This is a genomic window from Treponema ruminis, assembly GCF_014201975.1.
GTDB classification, from domain to species: domain Bacteria; phylum Spirochaetota; class Spirochaetia; order Treponematales; family Treponemataceae; genus Treponema_D; species Treponema_D ruminis.
In genome coordinates, this window is record NZ_JACHFQ010000006.1 from 222,847 (window position 1) to 245,694 (window position 22,848).

Consider the following 22,848-nt stretch of genomic DNA (forward strand, 5'->3'; position numbering starts at 1 on the left):
CTATGAAGAAGTTGTTGTGGCTGGATGATTTTAGAAATCCGAAAGATTATCTGACGGAAGAGTATGAGGTCATCTGGGTAAAATCATACGAGGATTTTTGTTCTCATCTTGAAAACAATGGTTTACCGGATATTGTCTGCTTTGACCATGACTTGGGAACTGAAAAGTCAGGGCTTGATTGCGCTCGTTATCTGGTAAATTATTGTCAGCAGCATAATCTTGATATTCCTCAGTATGATATTCAGAGCTCAAATGTGGTTGGTAAAGATAATATCCGAAGTCTGATGAAAAACTGGCATCGGTTCTATTTGAGCAATAACAGTTAAAAATATCAAAAATGATAGAAAAATAATCCAACTATCACTAAATGATATTTTCACATGGTTATATTGTAGCTATGAATGAGATTGATGAACCATGTCTGGAACTGAATGAAATTATTTATCACATAACCGGGGAATTTTGGAAGCAGGCTTACTATTGTCTTCTGGTAAAACAGAAGACATACGAGCCTGAACCAGATATTCCTGCTCATCAAGCTGTTTGTGAGTTGAGGAAAGAGCTCAAACTTCTTGCAAAAGAAAACAAACTTAAATGCACCGCATTTTCTCACAAAGAGCATTTTTATGTCTCGTTGATTCCGTATCCGATTTATATCGGCATTGAACGGGAAACGGGAGATTTTTCAATTTCGGCACCTCACATAAGCACCCGTCATTTTACTCATTCTGAATATAAGGCTGGCTTGAAATGGATTCAGGATTACATCGACATTGATATTAAGCCACTGACAGAAAAGACTCAGGCTGTCCGTGAAAAGTTTTATCTGAACTCAAAATCATCTGAAATTGTAAGAGTTTCTATTAAGGCTCTCTGCAATTCAATTCTTGGGAAGAAATCCTGGAAGTATAAGCTGCATCAGACAAGGCTCAGAAGCGAAATTATGTTCCAGATGCCGGACAGCACTGTTTATGAACTGGAAATCTATCATAAGCCGTTTTCAAATGATGCTTCTATACTTATTGACCTTTTGAATAATCCCCGCGAAGTAAAAGTTGTTGATAATGTGAGCTGTGCAGTAGTGCACTGCTGTGAAGATGAAATAAAGGCGATGGTTGAAAATCTAAGAAACGTGCAGGAGGCGGCTGTATGACAAATCAAAAACAGCTTGCCGAAGCTCTTGAGCGGGAACAGAGAGAACTCTTTAGCAGGATACAGACAGAATTCTGGGAGACCTTGTTCTGTGACCTTTTGAAAAAGCATTCGTTTCAGAACGATTTCTTTCTGGTAAATGCAAATCTCACAAATGATGATGTCGTGAATCATTTTCGAAAGGTTGTTTCTCAGCTTAGTGATAAGTATGAACTGTCTTTTACCGAGACTAGCCATCCGACCAGGACAGAGTTCAAACTTCGGTTCTGCTATTACGGCAATAAAAAGAAAATGTCTGATGAACTTTCTGTGATTGTCTGCATTAAAGACATAACAATGAGGATTCTACCACACAACCCGCTGCTTAAGCTTTTCTGGTTGGAAGAATACAGGCTGGTAGAAAAAATTCTGACTGGGATGTGTGATGAGTTATACAACCTGCAGAAACAGAAGTTCAATAAGCTGCAGAATGATTACAAAAAGATAGAGTCGAGTTCAAAAGGGCTTACAACTAAAACGATTGAAATAGCGCAGAACTCAATCAGAACTTTGTATGAAGCAAGTGCTCAGAAGAACAAAAGTCTTGTTCAGCGGAACTTATATTCTGCAATGATTATAAACGGAAAAAATGTGAGGATTTATCATAAGGATTTTCTGGATGACCCGAAGGTTCTTATGAATGAATTTGGCAAGAAATAAAATGGAGTGTCTTTTGTTGGCACCCCAGTGTTGTAAATTATATGTGTAAACTGGAGGAATTATATGTCAGTAAGAATTGATGGAAACATGCTTTTGGAAATTCTGGAGGAAACTCCTGCAACTCAGAATATTATGCTCATGGGTAAGCATGGAATCGGTAAGTCACAGATTCTGGAAAAGTTTTTTAGCGCAAAGGGATGTAAGGTTGTGTCTCTCTTTTTGGGACAGATGAGTGATCCGGGCGACCTTATTGGTATTCCTCATAAAAATGAAGAAACGGGACATACAGAGTTTATGCCTCCGTACTGGTTCCCGACTGATGATACTCCAGTTGTTTTGTTCCTGGATGAGTTGAACCGAGCCCGCCCGGAAGTTCTACAGACTATAATGGACCTTGCTTTGAACCGTAAGCTTGCCGGACGTTCTTTGCCAAAGGGCAGCCGTATTATATCTGCAGTAAACAACGGTGAAGAATATCAGCTTACAGATTTAGACCCGGCACTTGTCAGTCGTTTTAACATCTATGAATTTGTACCAAGTGTTCAGGACTGGCTGTTGTGGGCAAATAAGAATGGAGTTGATGAGCGTATTACAACATATATCTCTGCTAATCCTAAAGCTTTGGATAATCAGACTGCGGTGGAAGACCTTGATAACCTTGAAAAAACTCCAGACCGCCGAGCCTGGGTGCGTGTTTCAGAAATTATCAGCGGAAAAGATGTTCTAAAGCAGAGCCATAAAACCATGATTGCTGGCATTGTGGGTGGAGTAGCAGCTAACCGCTTCTTTGAGTTCCTTGACCATAATCATCTGCTTACTGCAAAAGAACTGCTTCTTGGAAACTTTGAGATGAATAAGCTCAAGCTCGAAACCTACAAGACTCCTCAGCTTGCAACAATTAATGATGCAGTGTTTGTGTACCTAGAAAGCGATAAATACGGCGATATGGATAAGGCTTTGATGGCCCAGAACCTTGCTGCATATTTCTTCTTCCTTGAACAGAAGAAACTCCGTGAAGCTATGGCACACTTTGCAAACATGTTCAGTGGAACAATGTATCCGAATGCTCTTGTATTCATCATCGGTGAGTGTCCGGAACTGTATTCAAAGATGACAAAGTTTGTTGCGGAGATTAAATAGGCGGAGGAGCCATGTCTGTAAAAGAAAAAATCAGTCAGGTTGTTGATAAATGGTTTCTGTACGAGCCGCTTTTTTTCAATGTGTACTGTACTCACAAGCTTGAGCCTAACAGCGATATGAAGTGCCCGTTTAGAACCGGAAAACGCCGAATTGAATACAACCCGGAACTTCTCAAAGACAGCACCACTGAAGAAATTGCGCAAGGGCTTAAGACTGAGGTAACACGTATTCTTTTGAAGCATCCATATCAGCGTGTGCCACAGAATCCAAACCGTTCAGCTCTTACAACTGCCAGTGATGTTACGATTAATGAGCACTGCTATCACGATAAGAATCTGAAGGATGCTGCTCATTACAATATGGAATCAGGGCTAAGTTATGAGGAGTACTACAAAAAACTCTATTACATTTGTCCGGATTTTGATGCGATGGACGGGGACGGTAAGCAGCACCTGATGCCGTCTCTTAAGAAAGGTGAAATTGGAGAATATGAAGCCGCTGCTGATGCTGCCGAACTTTGGGATGAAGATGTAGAAATGGTAGATTCCGTAAATCAGCAGATTCAAAAGGCTCAGAAAACTAACCAGTGGGGAAGTGTGAGAGGAAACTTTCAGGAGACAATTACAGCCTCACTCAAAATCCCGATGGATTACCGCCGTATACTTTCTCAGTTCCGGGCGTGTATTATCAGTCAGCGTCGTAAACTCACCCGCATGAAACCGAACCGCCGTTATGGTTTTGATGCTGGGGTGACAATGAAAAAGTCGCCCCAGCAAACAACTGAGTCAAGGGCGAAGAGCGAAGCGTCCCTTGACCAGTTGTATTTTATGGGAAGTCAGTTTGAACCTAAGACTCATCTTCTGGTTGCAGTTGATGTCAGTGGCTCGATTGAAACTGAAGATTTGAAAAACTTTTTCTCTATTATCAACAGGTTCTTTTCTTATGGAGTTGAAGCAATTAATGTAATTACTTTTGATTGGGAACTTCAGCAGGAATTTGAACTCAAAAAAGCTGCTAAAAACATCAAAATTACAGGACGTGGTGGAACTAATTTTCAGTGTGCAGTTGATTATTACGAAAACCATCCGGAGTTTCAGGGAATGATTATTTTTACAGATGGGTATGCGGAAGTTCCAAAAATCAAAAAGGCAAAGCAGCTTCTCTGGATTTTGACAGGCAAAATGGAATATGACCATGCAATAAAATGGATTCAAAATTTACGGATGAGCAAGGCTACATGGATACCATCTGTTAAGAAGGGGGCGATAACTTTTCTATAAAACCATTTGAAGAAAAATTTCAGACAAATACTGACTGCTCTGTAGGAGAAGCATATTGATATGAATCTTCAAATTAGGAAATTAATGCATAAGATTCGAAAATCTTCTGTAGTGTATTGCGATGGGTTTGCTCATATCGCAGGGGTGATCTATGAGAGATCGAGAAATGTTTCATTAACTGTAAGTTTTAAAGGAAAACAGGAATTTTATAATCTGACCGAAAAACTGGTAAAACTATATCATAAACCTTGCGTAAAAAACGTGTTTACTGCTTATGATTTATGCCATTGTTTTGAGCGAGGCTCAGGTCCTTTTCAACATTTCGATGATATCGTGATGAGAATATCTGCTGATTTTGACGAAAAAAATGCAAAAGGATTTTCTTCTCGTATTCAAAGGCAGAACTTTTTCTATTTGAGAGACGTGGCTAAAACATTTTTTACAAATGTAAAGGAAGATTTTTCAAAAACCAGTATTGAAAATCATTCAGCTGGAAAAATTGATAAAAACTTTATTCTCCGATTACAGAAACTTGCAAAGAATAACAATCTGGACTTTAAGGATTTTCATTATATATCTTCTGGAGTGTATGAATTCTATCTTGATTCGAAATTGTCCCTTAGCGGTTTAGATTTTTGGTTTGCTGTAATTGTATTAGCAGAACAAAAGAAAATATTTGTAATTGCGCATTCAGTATACGAAGTGTATGATTTGAAACAATATGAAAGAGCATTATTGTATCTTGAAGCATTGCTGAAAGTATATAAAGAAAAAATTGTTCCAGAATCAAAAATAAGCCAGATTACAGTAAAACAGTATGAAATAGCAAAATCTTCAATTAAAGCCCTGCTTGACAGGCATTTTGAAGATACAGGATTGTATTACGCTGCTGATTTTAGAAATCTGCTGTATGCAAAAATTGAGATGCCCGATTTAAAAGGGAAGCAGTGCCTGCATATACCATATCTTGATTTTTTAGAAAATCCTTCACTTTTGCGCAGGGCACTATCGGACAGTGATAGTCTGGGTGTATAATATTATAGCTGTAAACAGGAGCAGCCAATGGCAAAAGAAAAGGTAAAGAAACAGTATTTGAACGGCTATGAGCGAATCTTGAAAATCGACTATATGATTTCACATATGCATTATCCGAGCGTTGAGGATTTTGCCCGCGAAACAGAGGCTTCGATTCCAACTATAAACCGCGATCTTCGGGATTTGCGTTTGAAGTTTGGGGCAGAGGATATATTGCAGTATGACAGAGTAGAGAAGGGCTTTTATTATACAAGACCGTCGTTCCGCATTCCTGCAATGCTTACTTCCGAAAAACAGATAATTGCTGCAAGGCTGATGTCAAATCTTTTGAAGCTGATAAAGGACACTCCGATTTACAAACAGGCAATCGAAGTTTTTTCGTCGCTTTCGGATAACATTGAAGAAGATTCAAAACTGAACGCCAAGAAGCTTTCTAACCGCATCTTGTTTTTGGGTATGGATCCAGTAAAGATTGACGACGAGGTCTGGTCAAAACTGGAAGAAGCGATGGCAAAGAATAACTACGTGAGCTTTGAATACCTGAATTACGATACAAAGTTTGTGGTCGCACCCTGGCAGCTGATTTACAGCGAAGGCATGTGGAGTTTGTATTCGTATTATTCTTTGAAGAAGGAAACAAGGTTCTTCAATTTGCCCGGAATCCGCAATCTGGAAATTGATTCACGTGAGTTTGAGCTGCCGGAAGATTTTGAATACACAAAGCGCGCAAAAGGAAACTTTCGTCGCTATATCGGTCCGGAACTCTTGCATTGCAAACTGAAAATTACTTCTGAGAAGACGCTCAATTATATAAAAACCTATAACTGGGCAGAAGACCAGAAGTTCGAAAATCAGGAAGACGGTAGCACAATAATGACCTTTACCAGTAATCAGGATTACCCGATTCTCGGTTGGGTGCTAAGCCATGGCATGTACGTGCAGCCCCTTGAACCGGAGTGGCTGGTGAATGAGTGGAAGAAGAACGTGAAGGAAATGGCGAGATTGAGCGAGCGGGTGTAGAATAATAAAAGGAATAGAGTGAAATGAATTATTTAGATTATTACTGTGTTTTACTAAAAAGAAAGTTCCTAGCTACTGGAAAAATCCAAGATAATGATATAAGTGGTTATCAGACAAAGGAACTTAAGAAGAATCTATTTACAGCTATGTCTACAAAAACTTTAAAAGAATATGACAATAGTGATGGCGATGAGATTCGTAAAGGCAGAATTAATATGATTCGTTCTTCTGCAGCAATGATTTATAATTTATTGGGAAATGATAATATTGTGATATCAAAGAACGAGTTTCTTCCTGCAGGAGAATATAAAAAAGAGTTCGAAAAAAAATACAAATCTATAAATGTAATTAATCCTAAAACCAAAAGACCTTTTGAGGCAAATTTGGATGCCTGGTTGTATAATGATGACTGTGAGATTTTTATTGAATCAAAATGTATGGAATGGTTGCAAAACAGTCATGATAAAGAATTGGCTAAATCCTATGTAAAATATTCGTCAAAATATTTTCATTCTGAATCAGCAGAATTATTTAGAACTGTTGGAAATGAAATTTCTCTGTCACAATACGATTCTTGCCAGATGTTTAGACATACCTTAGCCATTTACAATTACCTGATGGATAATCCTAAGAAAGGCAAAAAAATCTATCTTGTAAATGTTGTATGGGAACCAGATGAAAAACAACTTCCTGAAGAAATTCGAGAACTTTATAAACATCAGTTAGAATTAGAACACAGTGAATTCGCTTTCTTTTATGAAAAGATGAAAAGTATAATTAGCCAGATAAAGGCTGATACTAGTTCGGATTTTGATATTTTATATTTGCCAGTAAGGGAGTTTTACTCGGTGCTAGAATACAAGAGTCAAACTCAGAAAGAGTTTGTACAAAGATATTTGTAGGAGATTGGGGTATGAGAAAGATTTCGGACGCATTTAAGAATTATTTAACAAACAATGAAGATATAAGACCTTTACTTGAGCAAATAAAGACGGATTCAACTCTAGACTGTGAAATACGTGAAAATAAATTGCAGATTTATTACCGTGGTGCAGAGTTGTTCTCAATAGAAGAAAAGAGTGGAAAATTTTATTTCACAAAATCTGGTAATTCCATAATAAAAGAAAAGAACGAAGAAATTTGCAAAGAAGCAATACGAGATATGGTAGATATTACAATCCCAAAACGTAAAAACTTACTAGATTTATATGGTCAGAATGGGCCTGAAGGTTCTGAACGGGAGTCACAACAATTAATTGTTCGAGAAAATAATTTAAATCTAAAAGCAGAAGAGACAGATTACTATATTGTTGATATAGAAAATGTAGATTCATATTTAGGCTTAAGATTTGACTTACTTGCAGTTAAGACAAAACATGATGGTAAAGACCGAACAACACCACCTAAGAAACTTGCAATTATGGAATTGAAATATAGTGATGATTCTGTTGATTCTGGAGAATCTTCGCTAGAAAATCATTTTATAGATTTATCAAACTTCTTGACCGATGAAACAAAATATTTCGAATTAAAAGCTCAAATTCGTTATTTGTTTAATTTAAAATGTGAATTAGGAATAATTAATAAACCTAATGTGAAAAATGATTTTGTAATTAAAGAAAATGATTTAGCTGAAAAACCAGAATATATAATCATTTTTGCAAATTACAATGTTAATGATTTAAAACAGAATCAGAATTTGTATAATTTACTTATAAAAATACGAAATAAATATCCTCTGGTTTTTGATAAAATGGATGTAAGAGTTGCAACTTCTGCATTTATGGGATATGCATTATATGCTGATTACATGATTCCTTACGATGATTTCGTTAATAGTCTTTTGAAGAAAGGATTGACGAATAAAGAGTTCATTGAGCAGTATACAGAATTACAAGAAAAGAATACCTGGCATTATGGAAATGAAAAGAAACTTTTCAACAAAAAGGATTATGAAAAGATTTATAATCATGGTATGAATGAAATTAGTAAGGATTTACCTGACGAAAAATGGGCTTCTTTATCTCACATAAAAGGATATTCAAAATACAGTGTAAGCAGTTTTGGTCGTGTAAAGTTTAATGAAATTGTATTGGAACAAGGTGATTATAATAATTCAGGGTATTTGAAACTCGATCCAAGAAATTTATATCCAGGAAAAATAGATCATGAAATAAATGTTTATACCTTAATAGCAATGGGATTTCTTGGAAAGACTTTTAACGACGGATATGATGTTCATCATAAAGACAACAATGGTTACGATTGTAGACTAGAGAATTTAGTTCTCCTAACAAGAAAGCAGCATATTGCAATTCATTCGAATATTCCAAAGAAGGACTTAAAATCTTTTCTTTCTGAGGAATAAAAAGAGAATAAAAGTTTTCACATCACGATAGTCATAGTCACCTCCGTTTATAATAAATCTTATAAACGGAGAACCTTAATTCTGTTCTTTAATCAATCAGTTTTCCAACTGTGTCCCGAGCGATTACTATTTCACCCATTTCTTCCAGACGGAAAACGATTTTGACAATGTCGGCTTGGGCTGTCTTTACGTCTATATCGCGGACAGGGCCCATGAAATCCATATCTTCCTTGAGCATTGTGGCAGCGCGTTTGGACATGTTTCGGAAGATTTTATTTTGAACTTCGGTTGGGCTTCCTTTTAAGGCTTTAGACAGTTCGATTGTGTCGGTTTCGCGGAGAATCTTTTGAATTGCGCGGTCATCCAACAAGGGCAAATCTTCAAAGTTAAAAATGCATTCGTTGAGCTGCTTCTGGAAAACTGGTGTTTTACTGCGGAACTTATCGACTGATAGTTCTGCAAAACTTTGTCCTGTTCGGAGAAGATTTTCCTTGATAATCTGGTAATCATCATCGAGGTTTATTCCAGATGTTGAGATTATGTGTTCAACTTCTGAAATTACACATTTTTCGTGCTTTTTAAAGTTCTTCGCACATTTAATAATCATAGTGCGGGTTTCTGGTTCAAGATATTCCAGAAGACCATCTGCTTCAAAATCGTCGATTTCTAGATAAGCGATAACTTTTGCGAGCGGGACATAATACATCTTGCAGATATAGTCCATCAGTACTTTTCGGGTTGCATTGGTTATATCTTCCATTGCATTTTCAACCATGAATTGAGCTTTTTTTGCTTCCACTGAATTGTTTTTCATAAGCAGTTCCTCCTTATCTGATAAAAGTATAAGAAGGTTGCCTATCATGAAGTGATATTTAGAAAAAATAATTCATAAAAACTGTTTCTTTAATAAGGAAAAATTAAAGAACGGCGCTAATGACGGCTTAGAAATAATATGCTATATTAAAATCACAAAGCGTTGAAACGATGCAAAAGTTGGCTTATGCCGGCTTACACTAAAACGGAGGTTCAGAGATGAACGCTATGAACAGTAATAATTTCAATTTTCTCGAACATAGTTGCAGTCATTCATGGTCGGAATGTCGCTCTGAACATTCTTGGTGTGAGAATGAAAACTGGTACGAAAACAGTTCGTTGAACTGTAAGTCAATTTTTGTAAGCGGAGTTTCTGCGTAACCTTCCTAATAGGCGTTGAAGCTCCGTGTTGAAGGAGTAATCAACGTGAAAACAACATATCTTAGACCTGTTCTCGATTTAGAGGCTACAGGTGCAAAAATCAAAACAATAATGAAACAGAAGGGAGTAACTCCCCGTCAGTTGCAGCTCATTCTGGGCTTTCCGTATGTGCAGACCATCTATAACTGGTTTGGGAAGAACCTTCCGACTATTGATAACTTTGTCGTGCTTTCACAAATTCTTGGAGTTACTATTGAGGATTTGATTGTAACTCGTATGGTCGAGACTGAGGTTGATATTTCGGAGGGCGTGGAAGCAATTAGCGCTTAAAAGATTACGCCTGTAGTTCAACGGTTAGAATAGGGGTCTCCAAAACCCTTGATGAGAGTTCGATTCTTTCCGGGCGTGCTAGAACTGGTACCCAAGTGGTCTAAGGGGATGGTCTGCAAAACCATTAGTCGTGGGTCCGAATCCCATCCAGTTCTCTTTTATGGAGTTACTAGTGTAAAGGTAACACTCCTGCCCGTGGAGCAGGCATTCTGAGTTCGAATCTCAGGTATCTCCCTTTTATGGTCTGCTGGTGCAACGGTTAGCACATCTGACTTTCTATCAGAAAATACCAGTTCGATTCTGGTGCAGACTAGATTTTGGAGTTGTGACCGAGTGGTTTAAGGTACCGGTTTGCTAAACCGGCGAATTTCAATTGAGATTCCATTGGTTCGAATCCAATCAGCTCCGTATTATTAAACCATGAGTTTAATGACTTCGGTCAATTTTCGCACTAAAATTTCCGTGATTATCGTCAATCCCGAAACTATAATCGGATATAGAGTAGCAGGATGGTAAAAATGAACGGAAATGAAATTACGCAAGAAATCAAAGCAAAACTTACTCAGATAGAACAACAGAAAAATATTCGTATTTTATATGCCTGCGAAAGTGGTAGCCGTGCCTGGGGATTTGCAAGCCCTGATTCTGATTATGATGTTCGTTTTGTTTATGTAAGGCCATTAAGCGATTACTTGAAAGTTAAAGCTGTTCCTGATTTTTTGGAATGCGAACTTAATGAAGTATATGACATTAACGGATGGGATTTAAAGAAGTTCTTTAAGCAGTTATATAAGTCCAATCCTGTTATCTTTGAATGGGCAAACTCTCCAATTGTATACAGAGAAACTCCAGAATGGGAAAGAATAAAGGCTGTAATGAACGATTATGTTCTGCAGGTTGAAATGTTTCATCATTATCGGGAAATGGGTCGCAGTAATTGCCTCCTTGCAATTTCTGCTAACGAGAAAGACAAGCTTTCTCGCAATCCTTCTTGCGAAGATTTGGGACGAGCCCTCCGTGGCTCTACTGGTGAAGTTGTGTTGAAGAAGTATCTGTATGTGCTGCGTCCAGTACTAGCCTGTCTATGGCTTATGCAGAAACATACTGTTCCACCTACAGAGTTTTCAAAACTTGTAGAGGAAGTTTTGCCAGTGGAATTAAAGGTATTGGTTGATGAGCTGCTTGCAGTAAAAATGAAATCTGGAGAAAAGGAAAAGGGTGCAAGAATCCCACAAATAGATTCATTTATTGAGACACAACTTAATGAAGCGACGGTGTTTCCTGTTTCAAAAGAAGAACAGGAAGATTATGAGAAACTGGATAATCTGTTTTTAGAAATTGTCCGGCAAGGAAAGTAAACAATGGCTGAATATTACAACATGGTACTAAACGAAGAAGAGCTCCACTGGTTTTTTGACCACATCATTCAAAAGCCTCTGGAGTATGAGACATATATGATTCTCTTGGCCTGCCGCGGTAAAAAGCTCACTGATGAAGAGCGCGAATATACAAAAGTAGGTGCCCGAGGTGAAATGATGCGTGAAGAACTGATTCGCTGTAAAGGTGGACTTAAGCAGGAGTGGAATTTCGACATCTACAGACAGGCTTTTTATGCTTATAACTGCGATAAACGCTTTCTTCTTACTCCTTCCGGAGTTCCTTATCCGGAACATGCTCTGGTAGTATATTCGGTAGTTAATCCTACAAATGAAATTGACTGTATTGAAGACACATTTGAACATTACAACAAGGAACGAAAGAACCTGACTGCTGCCATTTTGCGTGGTTCAAAACCTGGTATCCAAGATCATCTTGTAAAAATGCCAAAGGTCTTCGAGCACATGAAAAGCTGTCATGCTTCCCATACAAGCCGCCGTATCTGGCTGGACTTTGACATGGATATTAGAAAAGAATGCCGCGTTCCTAAAGTATTTGAAGAAGCTGCTATTGCACTTCGGAAAGCCGGAGAATTACTTTTTGGTAAAGGAAACTTTGCCGTTATAAAAACAAACGGTGGGTTTCATACTCTGGTCCGAAAGGAATGCCTCACTTTTAATCCGAATATTTTCCTGAAAGAAGTGTTTGAACAGGCTGACAATCTGCTTTTCCCTCAGTATGTTGATGAGTTTGTTGCAAATGATTCCAGCCACAAAAGTAAGGCTGGAAATAACATAATCAAACGTTCGGCTCTTATTCCAACTCCAGGATGCCGTCAGTATGACGACTATCCATGGGTGGTAAATAAAGAGGATTTCGAATGATTTTAATGGTATAATTATATATTTCATCGAGGATTGAATATGGCGTACTCCGAGCTGATTAAAAATCTGGATACTCTCAGAACTTATATCCGCAGTTTTTATATCTATGGATTTAAGACCCGCGATCAGTTTTTTGGAAGGAGTCCACGTACCTATGATGATGAAAAACGCCGTCTGGAAAATTATCTGGACGGCTATATGACTTTCCGCCCTGATGAAAACGGCAAGGTAACATTCCTTTCAATCGACAGCCGGCATACGGCTCATAATCCTCTGTATAAAATCTTCAAGGCAAAATCTTTCACGGCTATGGATATCTCCCTTCATTTCATGCTGATGGATAGCCTTGCTGACGGTTCAAAAAAGACCTTAAATCAGCTTTTGGATGAAATAAACGACACATATCTCAAGGACTTTTCTTTAGAAATTCTGCCTGAGGAATCCAGCCTCAGAAAGAAACTGAAGGAATACGAAGAATTAGGCTTAATTTCCTCCGAGAAAGAAGGAAAGACTATGCTTTATTATCGTAACCCGATGACAGATCTAGTCGGTCTTGAGGATGCCCTTTCTTTCTTTTCAGAAACTGCACCTTGCGGCCTTGCAGGAAGTTTTTTGTATGACAAGCTTCCTAACGATGTTCAGAAAAAAAGCGAAGTATTCCAGTTTAAGCATCATTATATAACATCTTCCATTGAGTCTGATTTTGTAGAACAGGTTTTTGAAGCAATCAGAGAGCACAGGTATCTGACAATTGAACAGAAGAGAAATGAGGATGACAGAACTTTCCCAAATGAAGTAGTTCCTCTTATGATTTATCAGAGTACACAAGGTGGACGAATGTATCTGATGGCTTACCGTCCTCGTGGAAAATACTTCCTTGCACTCCGATTTGATTATATTGTGGAAATGACTATCGGCGGAGTATATGCTGGTTTTAATCAGAAGCGGGCAGAGTTTGAAGAACTTAGAAAACATATTTGGGGAGTCGCTCTAAAGCAGAATAAAAAGCATAACGATACAACAACTGTTCATGTAACTTTCAGAGTTCATTTCGAAGAGGAAGAGAAATTTATTTATCAGCGCCTTTTGAGGGAAAAACGCTGCGGAACTGTGACTCTGCTTGATGATAACAATGCCCAGTTTGATGCAGATGTTTTTGATCCGCAAGAAATTATTCCCTGGGCAAGAACATTTATCTGCCGCGTTACTTTTTTTGACTGTTCAGAAAAATATATCGTTCGGCGCTTCTTCGATGATATTCGCGCGATGAATAAAATGTATCTTGAGAGTGAAGGGGAAGGACAATATGCTGTTCAGTGAGATTTACAGTGCGTATTACAATACTGTCGCCTCAATAATTGCAAGTGCTCAGAAAGGTACCCTTGATTCAGATTCGCTTTATCGAATAGTAAAGGATTCCGCATTTCCGGAAAGTGTAATGACAATAGGCAGCAGCCTGGAGAGTGGAAAATGGCCTCTTATCAAAAAGGATTACACTACTTATATAGAAGAAAATCCTACAATGCCGCTTTCTCTTTTGCAGAAACGATGGCTTAAGGCAATTTGCAGCGATAAAAGAATCCGTTTATTAGTTAATGAAGATGTGCTTGCCCGGCTTGAAAAAGAGCTGGAGTCCGTTGAGCCGCTTTTTACGGAAAATGACTTCTATCTATATGATAAATATTCTGATGGTGATCCGTATGACGATGAAGTGTACATCAAGAATTTCCGTACGGTTTTAGAAGCAATTCATCAGAAGAAATCGATTCAGGTAGAATATAACGGTCGTTTTGGTCAGAAGAAAAAATTCTTCTGTTCTCCATGTAAAATTGAATATTCAGAAAAGGACGATAAATTCCGGATTATCTCAAAAGTGAAGAATCGTTATTCAATAATGAATGTTGCAAGAATCAATAATTGTGAACTAACTGATAACAATAATTTGTCTGACCATTCTGAAGATGATCTGCCATATAACAGCCGAGCCAGTGTAACTCTTGAAATCTATGATGAACGAAAAGCCATGGAACGCGTAATGCTTGCTTTTGCGCACTTTGAAAAAAGGGCAGTTCAGATTAGTGAAGATGTTTACCAGCTTACTCTGAACTATGACAGCTTTGATGAAACAGAACTTGTAATCCGAGTATTAAGCTTTGGGCCGATGGTAAAGGTGCTTGAACCAGAAAGTTTCAGGAATCTTATCCAGACGCGTATCTCAAAACAGATTGAATTAATGAAACGAAAGTAGTTTTCGCAATAAATTTTCCGTGATAATTGAATTTGACTCTGCTATAGTAAAACCATAAAGGTTCTTACAGCAATAATAACCGCAATGATTTGATTAATCGTGCCGAAAGGTGTTGGGAAAAAATGAACCTTGTTTTGAGCCGCTATGCTGCGAAGGTGGCAAAACAGCGGGGCGTTGCGGGGTGTCCCCGCAGAAGGGGGAGGGCGCAATGAAGTGCGACCGCAGGGGAAGGCTTTCCCCTCCTTAAGAGGAGTGTTTTATGCAGTTGGTCGAAGGAAAATATAACTCAGCGAAAGTCTACACTGATGTAGTTGATGAAAAATCATTGCAGCAGATTAAGACTCTCTGTGACCAGGAATTTACTTCTGGAGCAAAGATTCGTCTGATGCCTGATGTTCATGCCGGAGCCGGCTGTACAATCGGAACTACAATGACCATCAAAGATAAGATTGTCCCTAACCTTGTAGGTGTTGATATCGGATGTGGAATGGAGACTTTGTGCATTAAAGCGGATTCTGAAGTAAGTCAGAATTTCAATGGAGCAGACCTGGATAAGATTATTCGAAAGAATATTCCATCTGGATTCAGTATACGAAAATTTCCACATGCTTTTGTTGAACAGGTTGAATGGGACAATATCAAGGGGCAATACAACAAAAAGAGAGCCTGGTTAAGTCTTGGAACTCTTGGTGGCGGAAACCACTTTATCGAAGCTGACCGTGATGATGAAGGCAATTTGTATATTGTAGTTCATTCTGGTAGCCGACATGCAGGACTTGAAATAGCTGATTACTATCAGGAACAAGCATGGAGACAGCTAAACGGGAAAACTAAAGCCGAAATGGATGCAATGATTGCCGAACTGAAAGCAGAAGGCAGACAATGTGAAATTGAGGAAAGAAGGGTAGAGTTGAATGCTCAGATTAAAACTCAAATTCCAAAAGATCTGGCTTATGTGAGTGGCGAACTGTTTGATGACTACATTAACGATATGAGGATAATGCAGCATTTTGCAATGCTCAACCGAAAGGCAATGATACAGTCAATTTCTATCGGTCTTCATATTAAGGAAGCGGACATCATAGAGCAGTTTACTACGATTCATAATTACATTGATACGGAGAATATGATTCTTCGTAAGGGTGCAGTTAGTGCGCAGAAAGGTGAAAAGCTTTTGATTCCAATCAACATGAGGGATGGTTCTCTTATTTGTATTGGAAAAGGAAATGAAGACTGGAACTGTTCTGCTCCTCATGGTGCAGGTCGGGTCATGAGTCGAAAAAAGGCAAAGGAAGAATTAAGTCTTGAAGAATTCAAGGCTGAAATGAGTGGAATCTGGTCGTCAACAGTAAATCTGGACACGATTGATGAAGCACCAATGGCTTATAAAACCATGGATGATATTGTGGCAAACATCGAACCGACTGCTGAAATAGTGAAGGTTATTAAACCAATCTATAACTATAAAGCAGGGGAGGAGAGAAGCTGGTAGGATTCAACTACAACTTTAATTACAAATGTGATTTTTGTTGTTATGTTTAAATTATAAATTGCTGCTTGGGCAGCTTAAAGGCACGTACAGCAATAATACAGAAGAGAATAAAAGAGTGCCTTGTTTTAGCGAGTCTCGGAAAAATCTATGATTTTTCCGGATATGCACAGCGGGGCGTTGCGGGGTGTCCCCGCTGAGAGGGGTACGACGCAACGAAAAGTGCGGCGTAGGGGAGAGACTTCTCCCCTCAATACTCAAGGAGAAATATTATGAACGCATTACAGGCAATGAAAATGCAGTTGAACGTGGCTCACACCGAGAATGGTGATTTGGCTTATAAGTCTACAGGTTCCGCTTGTCTGGATTTCTTTTCTTTGTGCGGTGGTATGAGAAACAATCTCGAGGATTTGGATGTGCTGTTTGCAAAGGCTTATGCAGAGAATCCTATAGTTGCAATTAAGATTCTCTTTTACATGCGTAACATTCGTGGTGGTCTTGGGGAACGCAACAGCTTCCGCGTACTTTTGAAGGAACTTGCAAAGTTCTATCCAGAAATGGCAAAACAGATTGTTTACGCTGTTCCAGAATATGGACGTTGGGATGACCTTCTTGTTCTGCTTGATACATCTGTAAAAGACGATGCAATTGCGCTTATCAAAGCACAGATTGAAAAGGATAAGGAAGCAATGGAGAAGGGAAGAGAAGTAAGCTTACTTGGAAAGTGGCTTCCTTCTATCAATACTTCTTCTAAGGAAAGTGTTGCCAGAGCAAAAATCATAATGGCAGCTCTTGGCATGAAGGCTGTTGAATATCGTAAGTTGTGTTCTGCACTTCGTAAGGAAATCAAGATTCTTGAAGATAACCTTCGTCGTAAGGATTATACCTTTGATTATTCTAAGCAGCCAAGTCAGGCCATGCTTCGTTACAAGAAGGCATTTATGCGTAACGATGAGGAACGTTATAAGTCTTTCTTGAACAAGGTTGTTGAACAGGCAGAAAAGCTTGCTCGCGGTGAAGAGATTCCTGAAGAGGAAAGGGTAAAGCTTAATACTAAGACCCTGTATCCATATCAGATTGTTGCTCCATTTATGAATGGCTGGTTTGGTGCTAGATGTCTTCCGGACGAAAAAGCTCTTCCTTTAGAAGCAAGCTGGAAGGCATTGGACCGTGGAAGCTTTGATTCTAAGACCATTGTTGTTCGCGACGGTTCTGGTTCTATGTATGGTTCTGGAGATTTTGCTGCAATCAATATTGCTACATCTTTGGCTTTGCTTTTTGCAGAACAGCTTGATAGTGCATATAAGAACAGTTTTATTACCTTCAGTTCTGAACCACGGCTTATTCAGGTTCCAGAGAACGCTGATACTTTGCAGAAGAAGTTAAACTTTATCTCAAAGTTTAATGACTGTTCTAACACTGATATCGGTAAGGTTTACCGTCTTATTCTTGATGTAGCAAAGAGCGGAAATGTTCCAAAAGAAGAAATGATTGAACGTATTTTGATTATTTCTGATATGGAATTCGACTGTTGCTCATCAAAGGAATCAACTTTCGAATTCTACAAAAAGGAGTTTGAGGCAGCAGGTTATGAACTTCCAGAACTTGTATTCTGGAATGTAATGGCTCGTGATACACACCTTCCTGTTACTATGAACGAGAAGGGCGTAAAACTCATTAGCGGTGCATCAGCAAATATTTTTGCCGATGTAGTTAGTGGTGACCTCAAGGTTGTCACTCCGTATGAGTTCATGCTTAAAACGCTTGAACCATATGCTGAGTTTGATAAACTTGTAGCATTAGCAATTAAAGGTGCAACCAGCAATTTCGGCAGAGATAGTATTTATTGCACCTTGTAAAAAGATGCGTACAGCAATAACAGCAATAGACTTGTAATCTATGAGAGCTAATCTGCATCTTGAAGATTAAAGGCACAGACAGCAAAAAAATAGCCGTAAGAGGCGCTGGATTTGCAATCTAGAGATAGAAATGTGTCTTGTGGACTTCTTCGGTTTAACAAATTGAAGAAGTCTTTTTTATTGGAGATGTTGAAATGAAAAATAACTTCAAATGGTATAAAGAGCAGATAAATGGCAAATGGTATTCTGTTTGTGATCATAAACATGTTCCTATGATTGAACACACAAAAGATGGTAAATACAAGCTACGTAATGCAAACGGAAAAGCTGTTTTGCATGAAGAATATACTGATGCTGTAAAGCTTGCTCTTGAAGTGTATGAAAAGTTCAAAAAATTGAATAAGGATTTTGTGGAATAGGACTCTTGTTTCTGGTTATCCTGTTGTAAAAGAGGGTATTTTACTTCCTCTTAAAATTACTGAAATCAAAGACTGGGATAATGGTCTTGAAGGATGGATAACAGCCGAACTTCCGGATGAAAGAAGTCTTACTTTCTTTGATGTAGATTATGCAATCAATAAAGAGAAATATGAAATTGGTCAATTTGATTAAGAAAATCCCGGAGCAGAAACGCAAGTTCTGCTGCCGAAGAGTTTCATCTTTACACCTCAAAATCAAGGCAAACGCGGCTTGCAGTGTATGGGCGGACCTTGCTGTTTGCTACGGCCACGTGTTCCGGGTGTTTTACCATTTGTGACTCCTCTTTTTATGAGAGATATTTTATCATGAAACGACATGAATGAGTATTACGGTAGAGGTATTACACAAACTTTTAAAATCTGATAAGATGACCACACTTTTCAAAGATTGCCTAATCTTATTAAGAGCGGATTTCTTCCGCACCTTTCTATGCTCATGCGCAAGGTCTTTGCGTAGTCTTAATGCAATCACATTTACATTCTGGAGTTTCGTATGCCAAAATCTTTGGGACAGGAAATTCTTTTTACCATTATGATGGTATTTGTTATGGTTTATGCAATGATTTGTTACAACATTGCACTTGCGATGGGAGGACTTTCTAATTCTGTTTTTCTGCTTGCCTTCCATGAACTTCCAATTATGGCACCAATTGCTTTTGTTATTGATTTCTTTATTGTTGGTCCTCTTGCAAAGAAAATTACTTTTTCTAAGTTCAATCCTGAACAGACTAATCCGGTGTTTATCATCCTTTCAATTTCAATCTGTTCTGTATGGATGATGTGCCCGCTTATGAGCCTTGCTGCTACAATTCTTTTTAAGGGCGGTTTCCAGAAAGAGATGATTTCTATCTGGCTTCAGACAACTGCTTTTAATTATCCGATGGCCGCTTTCTGGCAGATGCTTGTTGCAGGACCTCTTGTTCGTGTCATTTTTGGATTGATGTTTAAAAATAAGAAACCCGCAGCAAAATAATACACTGCGGGCTCCTAAATTAACCTAACTGTCCTGGTAGAACCAGTTTTTCCTTATACGGAAATTCTGCTTCATATTTAGCAAAGACCTCGGGATTTTCTTCGGCGACGAAATAGGCTTTTGGCGGTGTGTATATCGCTTCAATGCCATTCAGGTAGCCGGGGATAAGTTCCTGTGCTAAGAAGTACAAAGGTGCGCTCATTAAGAGGAGCAGGGGGTTTTTAAAAACTAACGATGAATAAAGAGTAATTTGAGTAACATTACTGATTTATCAGATATTATCCTGAATTCCGGATAACAGATAGGCAAGATAAAGAAAGTGCAATCTCATTGTTTTATTTTCTTGTTTTATCTACCTTTAGCTGTATTGCACCTAATTTTTTTGTATTGCACTTTTTAAGCACTTTAATTAGCGCACATGTGCGCTAATTATTTTTGGTTTTGTTTTTTATTTTTTCATATTGACTAATACGACCTTTCGTTTTCGGATGGTGATACAGCTATTTTTATTTGTTTTTTGTATGCTCTTATAAAATCTTGAATCTTTTTCAGACTCAATAAAAATAGAGTTTGATTCTTTCAGTTCAACATTTGGTGAAAATAAATTCAAGTTTCCCAAAAATTGCATGGATTCCCAATATCGCTCAAATCTATTTTCAATATTTGGGTGTGTTTTGAATTCTTCGATGGCTCCCCGTGCAAGCAAAGTTTCAAATACATAATTTTTAATCTTGACGGAATCTTTTGTGTCTCCTAGCATTAAATTGCTTGAAGAGGAAGTTATTTCTTCGCCGAGTGGTAAAGGCTTGTCAGGAATGGCAAGCCGGATTTGTTTTAAATCCTTTACCATTCTTTCTGTGGCAAACCCTTTTTCGTTTACATCATAAACATAGCATTTTGAGTCTTTTTCTGAGAAAAAATATAATTAGCACTCTTGTCTTCTGCACTAATACGACCTTCCGTTTTCGGAAGGTGATACAGCAATTAACACATCACGCAAAATACGCAACTTTCTTCCATATATAATGGTACTTTTCACTACAGTATCATCTGTATCTGCAAAAGGCTTCTTTTCAAATAGCAATAAAGTGAGTTTTGATAAAACACTTACAACAATCAGCTTCATCTTTGCAAGAGACATGTTTGCACAGTTATCCTAATATTCGGATAACCTATGAAAGGCTACTCATCGATGTACGAAGCAAATCAGATCAACGGCGTGTACTTTGCAGGCCCAGCCAAAACAGAAGGCTATATCGACGACTTTGGCTGCTGGCAGACTTACACCTGGACAGATTATTTTGAGAGAATCTTCAATACTCGGAATAAAGATGTTAAGATGAGAATGTATGTGGCCATGCAATTGGCAAAGTAAAGAGACATTGCCGGGTTGGGCAATGTTCGGCAATGATAAACCAATTGATAAAAATAACTTGCTTTTTAGATTATGATAATATGTACTACATATTGGCAAAAATAAAGAAAATTGCCAAAGTGTAGTAAAATACGAGGATTTGTTAATATGTTGAATTGTTTGATAGTAGCTTTAGGCGGCGGAATTGGTGCATGTTTAAGATATCTGATTGGGATTATTCCACTCAAAGAACCGTATGCGTTCCCTGTAAAAACTCTTGTGATAAATTTGACAGGTTGTTTTGTAATCGGACTGATTGCAGCACTGGCAGTAAAGAATACATCACTTTCTCCAAAGACAATGCTTTTTATAAAGACAGGTTTGTGCGGGGGCTTTACAACTTTCTCAACCTTTGCATTAGAAACAGAGACCCTCATCAAGACAGGACATGTCGGAATCGCAATTTTGTATGTTGCACTGAGCGTGATTGTAGGAGTGGGGCTGACCTTTGCAGGGCAAGTTGTTATAGGAAAGTAGGATGAAAATTCGGTTCTGTCTGATTTTTGCAATGATAGCTCTTCTTGTCTCTTGTGATAATGTTTCCAAAGATGAACGCAATTACACAGAAATTGATGCACCTGCAGAAATTGCAGAACGTGCTTACAGTTTTGCAGAGTTGTATGAGCAGTTAGATACAGAGTACCATTTGGGCGGGCAGGCCCCGGTTCGAGCAATTCAGATAGACTGTTCTGGTCTGATAATCATGTGCTATAAGTATGCTCTGGTAGATACAAAGTACCAGCTTCTGGTTTCTGACATGACTGCAAATTACATGTATACTAACGCTTCAACTCATATTAATAAGGCAGATTTAAAAAAGGGAAATCTGATTTTCATGGGAGAAGCGGACAGTGATTCTGTAACGCACATTGCATTGTTTGACAAACTCGAAAACGGAAAAATCTATTTCATCGACAGTACTCAGAAAGACACAAACGGTGATGAAGTGAATGATATCGACGGCGTTACTTATCGTAACTATGAAGAAGATGATTCACGATTCAAGGCATTCGGAAGAATGAGAGTGAAGTATTAGGGGCAGAGATGAACAAAAGCGTATTAAAGAATGGCGACCTGCTTTTCATGAGCGATGAATCAGAGTTCTCAAAGGAAGAAAAGCGAGATATATGCTGCTGGATAATGCGCCGTCCGGCGGTTTATTAAGAATGAAAGTAAGCGGGGATAATGCGGAAAGCGGTATAGGGGAGTTACAAGGCTTTTTACGGACAGACTGCAAGATGCTGCTTTTTATTTTTTCTATTTAATATATTTAGAATAGATATTAAAGTGTCTAAAATATTAGACAAAATCAATTAAAAACGGGAGATTTTAGATTAAAACAGCGATAGTTTATGCAAGCGTGCACCATAAGAATACAGAAAAACTGGTGAGAGCTATTGCAGATAAGTACCCGGAAGTTGAACTTATCGACGCTACAAAGACCATCTTAAAAGATCTTGCTTCCTATGATTTGATTGGTTTTGCTTCTGGAATCTTCTACGGAAAACTTCATAAATCATTAATCAGCTTTATTACAGATAATCTCCCGGCCCACAAGAAAGCTTTTGTAATCTATACTTGTGGTCAGGACAGTCCTTCATACATTAAATCTGTTGAAGAACTGATTAAGTCTAAAGATGCTGCTTTTGCAGGATATTACTATGATACATGGAGTCCATTTAAGCTTATTGGCGGCAAAAATAAAGAACGTCCAAATGCTGATGATATCCAGAAAGCCGTAGAATTTTACGAAGGAATTTGTAAATAATTCTTGTATTTAGTGTGAATAAGTGTTATTATATGCCAAAAAAATGACATGAACCCCTAATAGGTGACGTTTTTTTGCTGATTTCAATAATCCTAAAAATAGTTGTTTAGGTCAACCCTTATTCTTTTCCTAGTGGATA

At 38.2% G+C, this 22,848-nt stretch carries 25 protein-coding genes and 4 tRNA genes; 27 read left to right on the top strand and 2 right to left on the bottom strand.

Translation table 11 applies throughout. The annotated features are described in order from the left end of the window. Positions 1 to 2: 2 nt before the first annotated feature. The 9 genes from HNP76_RS10825 to HNP76_RS10865 all read left to right on the top strand — a co-directional run bounded on the left by HNP76_RS10825 (position 3) and on the right by HNP76_RS10865 (position 8,694). On the top strand, positions 3 to 326 hold the full coding sequence (locus HNP76_RS10825) for a cyclic-phosphate processing receiver domain-containing protein (protein WP_184660370.1): 324 nt from the start codon (positions 3 to 5) through the stop codon (positions 324 to 326). A gap of 71 nt (positions 327 to 397) precedes the next feature. Continuing rightward, positions 398 to 1,153, top strand: a complete 756-nt coding sequence (locus HNP76_RS10830; RefSeq protein WP_184660372.1) for a hypothetical protein — start codon at positions 398 to 400, stop codon at positions 1,151 to 1,153. Next, positions 1,150 to 1,851 carry a hypothetical protein gene (locus HNP76_RS10835; RefSeq protein WP_184660374.1) on the top strand — a complete coding sequence of 234 codons (702 nt, stop codon included), beginning with the start codon at positions 1,150 to 1,152 and terminating at the stop codon, positions 1,849 to 1,851. The genes HNP76_RS10830 and HNP76_RS10835 overlap by 4 nt, the downstream gene beginning before the upstream one ends. 63 nt (positions 1,852 to 1,914) lie before the next feature. Next, the gene (locus HNP76_RS10840) at positions 1,915 to 2,991 is read left to right on the top strand and encodes an AAA family ATPase (RefSeq protein ID WP_184660376.1); all 1,077 of its coding nucleotides are present in this window, start codon (positions 1,915 to 1,917) and stop codon (positions 2,989 to 2,991) included. 11 nt (positions 2,992 to 3,002) lie between these two features. Next, the gene (locus tag HNP76_RS10845) at positions 3,003 to 4,271 is read left to right on the top strand and encodes a vWA domain-containing protein (RefSeq protein ID WP_184660378.1); all 1,269 of its coding nucleotides are present in this window, start codon (positions 3,003 to 3,005) and stop codon (positions 4,269 to 4,271) included. 60 nt (positions 4,272 to 4,331) lie between these two features. Next, positions 4,332 to 5,306 carry a hypothetical protein gene (locus HNP76_RS10850; protein ID WP_184660380.1) on the top strand — a complete coding sequence of 325 codons (975 nt, stop codon included), beginning with the start codon at positions 4,332 to 4,334 and terminating at the stop codon, positions 5,304 to 5,306. A 27-nt stretch (positions 5,307 to 5,333) separates the two neighbouring features. Next, positions 5,334 to 6,326 (top strand): helix-turn-helix transcriptional regulator, encoded by a 993-nt coding sequence (locus tag HNP76_RS10855; RefSeq protein ID WP_184660382.1) that lies wholly within the window; start codon positions 5,334 to 5,336, stop codon positions 6,324 to 6,326. Between the two features lie 23 nt (positions 6,327 to 6,349). Next, a complete protein-coding gene (locus tag HNP76_RS10860; RefSeq protein WP_184660384.1) occupies positions 6,350 to 7,228 on the top strand; it encodes a hypothetical protein in 879 nt (292 codons plus the stop codon). An 11-nt stretch (positions 7,229 to 7,239) separates the two neighbouring features. Then, entirely contained in the window at positions 7,240 to 8,694 is a 1,455-nt protein-coding gene (locus HNP76_RS10865; RefSeq protein ID WP_184660386.1) for an HNH endonuclease, read from the top strand. Between the two features lie 88 nt (positions 8,695 to 8,782). On the opposite strand, the gene HNP76_RS10870 is transcribed toward HNP76_RS10865, so the two are convergent. Then, positions 8,783 to 9,508, bottom strand: a complete 726-nt coding sequence (locus HNP76_RS10870; protein ID WP_206173270.1) for a FliG C-terminal domain-containing protein — start codon at positions 9,506 to 9,508, stop codon at positions 8,783 to 8,785. 491 nt (positions 9,509 to 9,999) lie between these two features. Here HNP76_RS10870 and HNP76_RS10875 point away from each other — a divergent pair, with 491 nt between their 5' ends. The 14 genes from HNP76_RS10875 to HNP76_RS10945 all read left to right on the top strand — a co-directional run bounded on the left by HNP76_RS10875 (position 10,000) and on the right by HNP76_RS10945 (position 19,527). After that, positions 10,000 to 10,218, top strand: a complete 219-nt coding sequence (locus tag HNP76_RS10875; protein ID WP_184660390.1) for a helix-turn-helix domain-containing protein — start codon at positions 10,000 to 10,002, stop codon at positions 10,216 to 10,218. Positions 10,219 to 10,224: 6 nt separating this feature from the next. After that, positions 10,225 to 10,296 (top strand) — tRNA-Trp (locus HNP76_RS10880). A 3-nt stretch (positions 10,297 to 10,299) separates the two neighbouring features. Then, a tRNA-Cys gene (locus tag HNP76_RS10885) sits at positions 10,300 to 10,373 on the top strand. A gap of 86 nt (positions 10,374 to 10,459) precedes the next feature. Continuing rightward, positions 10,460 to 10,531 (top strand) — tRNA-Glu (locus HNP76_RS10890). Positions 10,532 to 10,537: 6 nt separating this feature from the next. Continuing rightward, positions 10,538 to 10,626: transfer RNA gene (locus HNP76_RS10895), tRNA-Ser, on the top strand. Between the two features lie 110 nt (positions 10,627 to 10,736). After that, a complete protein-coding gene (locus HNP76_RS10900) occupies positions 10,737 to 11,576 on the top strand; it encodes a nucleotidyltransferase domain-containing protein (RefSeq protein WP_184660392.1) in 840 nt (279 codons plus the stop codon). Between the two features lie 3 nt (positions 11,577 to 11,579). Then, positions 11,580 to 12,479: a hypothetical protein gene (locus HNP76_RS10905; protein WP_184660394.1), complete on the top strand. Its 900-nt coding sequence runs from the start codon at positions 11,580 to 11,582 to the stop codon at positions 12,477 to 12,479. 39 nt (positions 12,480 to 12,518) lie between these two features. Next, positions 12,519 to 13,799, top strand: coding sequence for a WYL domain-containing protein (locus HNP76_RS10910; protein ID WP_184660397.1), 1,281 nt, complete (start codon positions 12,519 to 12,521; stop codon positions 13,797 to 13,799). Next, positions 13,786 to 14,727, top strand: a complete 942-nt coding sequence (locus HNP76_RS10915; protein ID WP_184660399.1) for a WYL domain-containing protein — start codon at positions 13,786 to 13,788, stop codon at positions 14,725 to 14,727. The genes HNP76_RS10910 and HNP76_RS10915 overlap by 14 nt, the downstream gene beginning before the upstream one ends. 259 nt (positions 14,728 to 14,986) lie before the next feature. Then, on the top strand, positions 14,987 to 16,219 hold the full coding sequence (locus tag HNP76_RS10920; protein ID WP_184660401.1) for an RtcB family protein: 1,233 nt from the start codon (positions 14,987 to 14,989) through the stop codon (positions 16,217 to 16,219). Between the two features lie 269 nt (positions 16,220 to 16,488). Further along, positions 16,489 to 18,075 (top strand): DUF2828 family protein, encoded by a 1,587-nt coding sequence (locus HNP76_RS10925; RefSeq protein ID WP_184660403.1) that lies wholly within the window; start codon positions 16,489 to 16,491, stop codon positions 18,073 to 18,075. Between the two features lie 194 nt (positions 18,076 to 18,269). Next, complete coding sequence (locus HNP76_RS10930; RefSeq protein ID WP_184660405.1) at positions 18,270 to 18,494, top strand: hypothetical protein; 225 nt, start codon at positions 18,270 to 18,272, stop codon at positions 18,492 to 18,494. After that, complete coding sequence (locus tag HNP76_RS10935; protein ID WP_184660407.1) at positions 18,484 to 18,687, top strand: hypothetical protein; 204 nt, start codon at positions 18,484 to 18,486, stop codon at positions 18,685 to 18,687. The genes HNP76_RS10930 and HNP76_RS10935 overlap by 11 nt, the downstream gene beginning before the upstream one ends. A gap of 360 nt (positions 18,688 to 19,047) precedes the next feature. Then, complete coding sequence (locus HNP76_RS10945; protein WP_184660409.1) at positions 19,048 to 19,527, top strand: DUF2798 domain-containing protein; 480 nt, start codon at positions 19,048 to 19,050, stop codon at positions 19,525 to 19,527. Positions 19,528 to 19,975: 448 nt separating this feature from the next. On the opposite strand, the gene HNP76_RS10950 is transcribed toward HNP76_RS10945, so the two are convergent. Beyond that, positions 19,976 to 20,377 (bottom strand): hypothetical protein, encoded by a 402-nt coding sequence (locus HNP76_RS10950; protein WP_184660410.1) that lies wholly within the window; start codon positions 20,375 to 20,377, stop codon positions 19,976 to 19,978. Between the two features lie 324 nt (positions 20,378 to 20,701). Here HNP76_RS10950 and HNP76_RS10955 point away from each other — a divergent pair, with 324 nt between their 5' ends. From HNP76_RS10955 to HNP76_RS10970, 4 genes are all read left to right on the top strand, one after another. Then, positions 20,702 to 20,902 (top strand): hypothetical protein, encoded by a 201-nt coding sequence (locus HNP76_RS10955; protein WP_184660413.1) that lies wholly within the window; start codon positions 20,702 to 20,704, stop codon positions 20,900 to 20,902. A gap of 159 nt (positions 20,903 to 21,061) precedes the next feature. Further along, the gene (gene crcB, locus HNP76_RS10960; RefSeq protein ID WP_260309228.1) at positions 21,062 to 21,418 is read left to right on the top strand and encodes a fluoride efflux transporter CrcB; all 357 of its coding nucleotides are present in this window, start codon (positions 21,062 to 21,064) and stop codon (positions 21,416 to 21,418) included. 1 nt (position 21,419) lies between these two features. Then, entirely contained in the window at positions 21,420 to 21,977 is a 558-nt protein-coding gene (locus HNP76_RS10965) for an NlpC/P60 family protein (RefSeq protein ID WP_184660417.1), read from the top strand. A 309-nt stretch (positions 21,978 to 22,286) separates the two neighbouring features. After that, entirely contained in the window at positions 22,287 to 22,709 is a 423-nt protein-coding gene (locus HNP76_RS10970) for a flavodoxin domain-containing protein (protein ID WP_311733025.1), read from the top strand. Positions 22,710 to 22,848 lie beyond the last annotated feature (139 nt).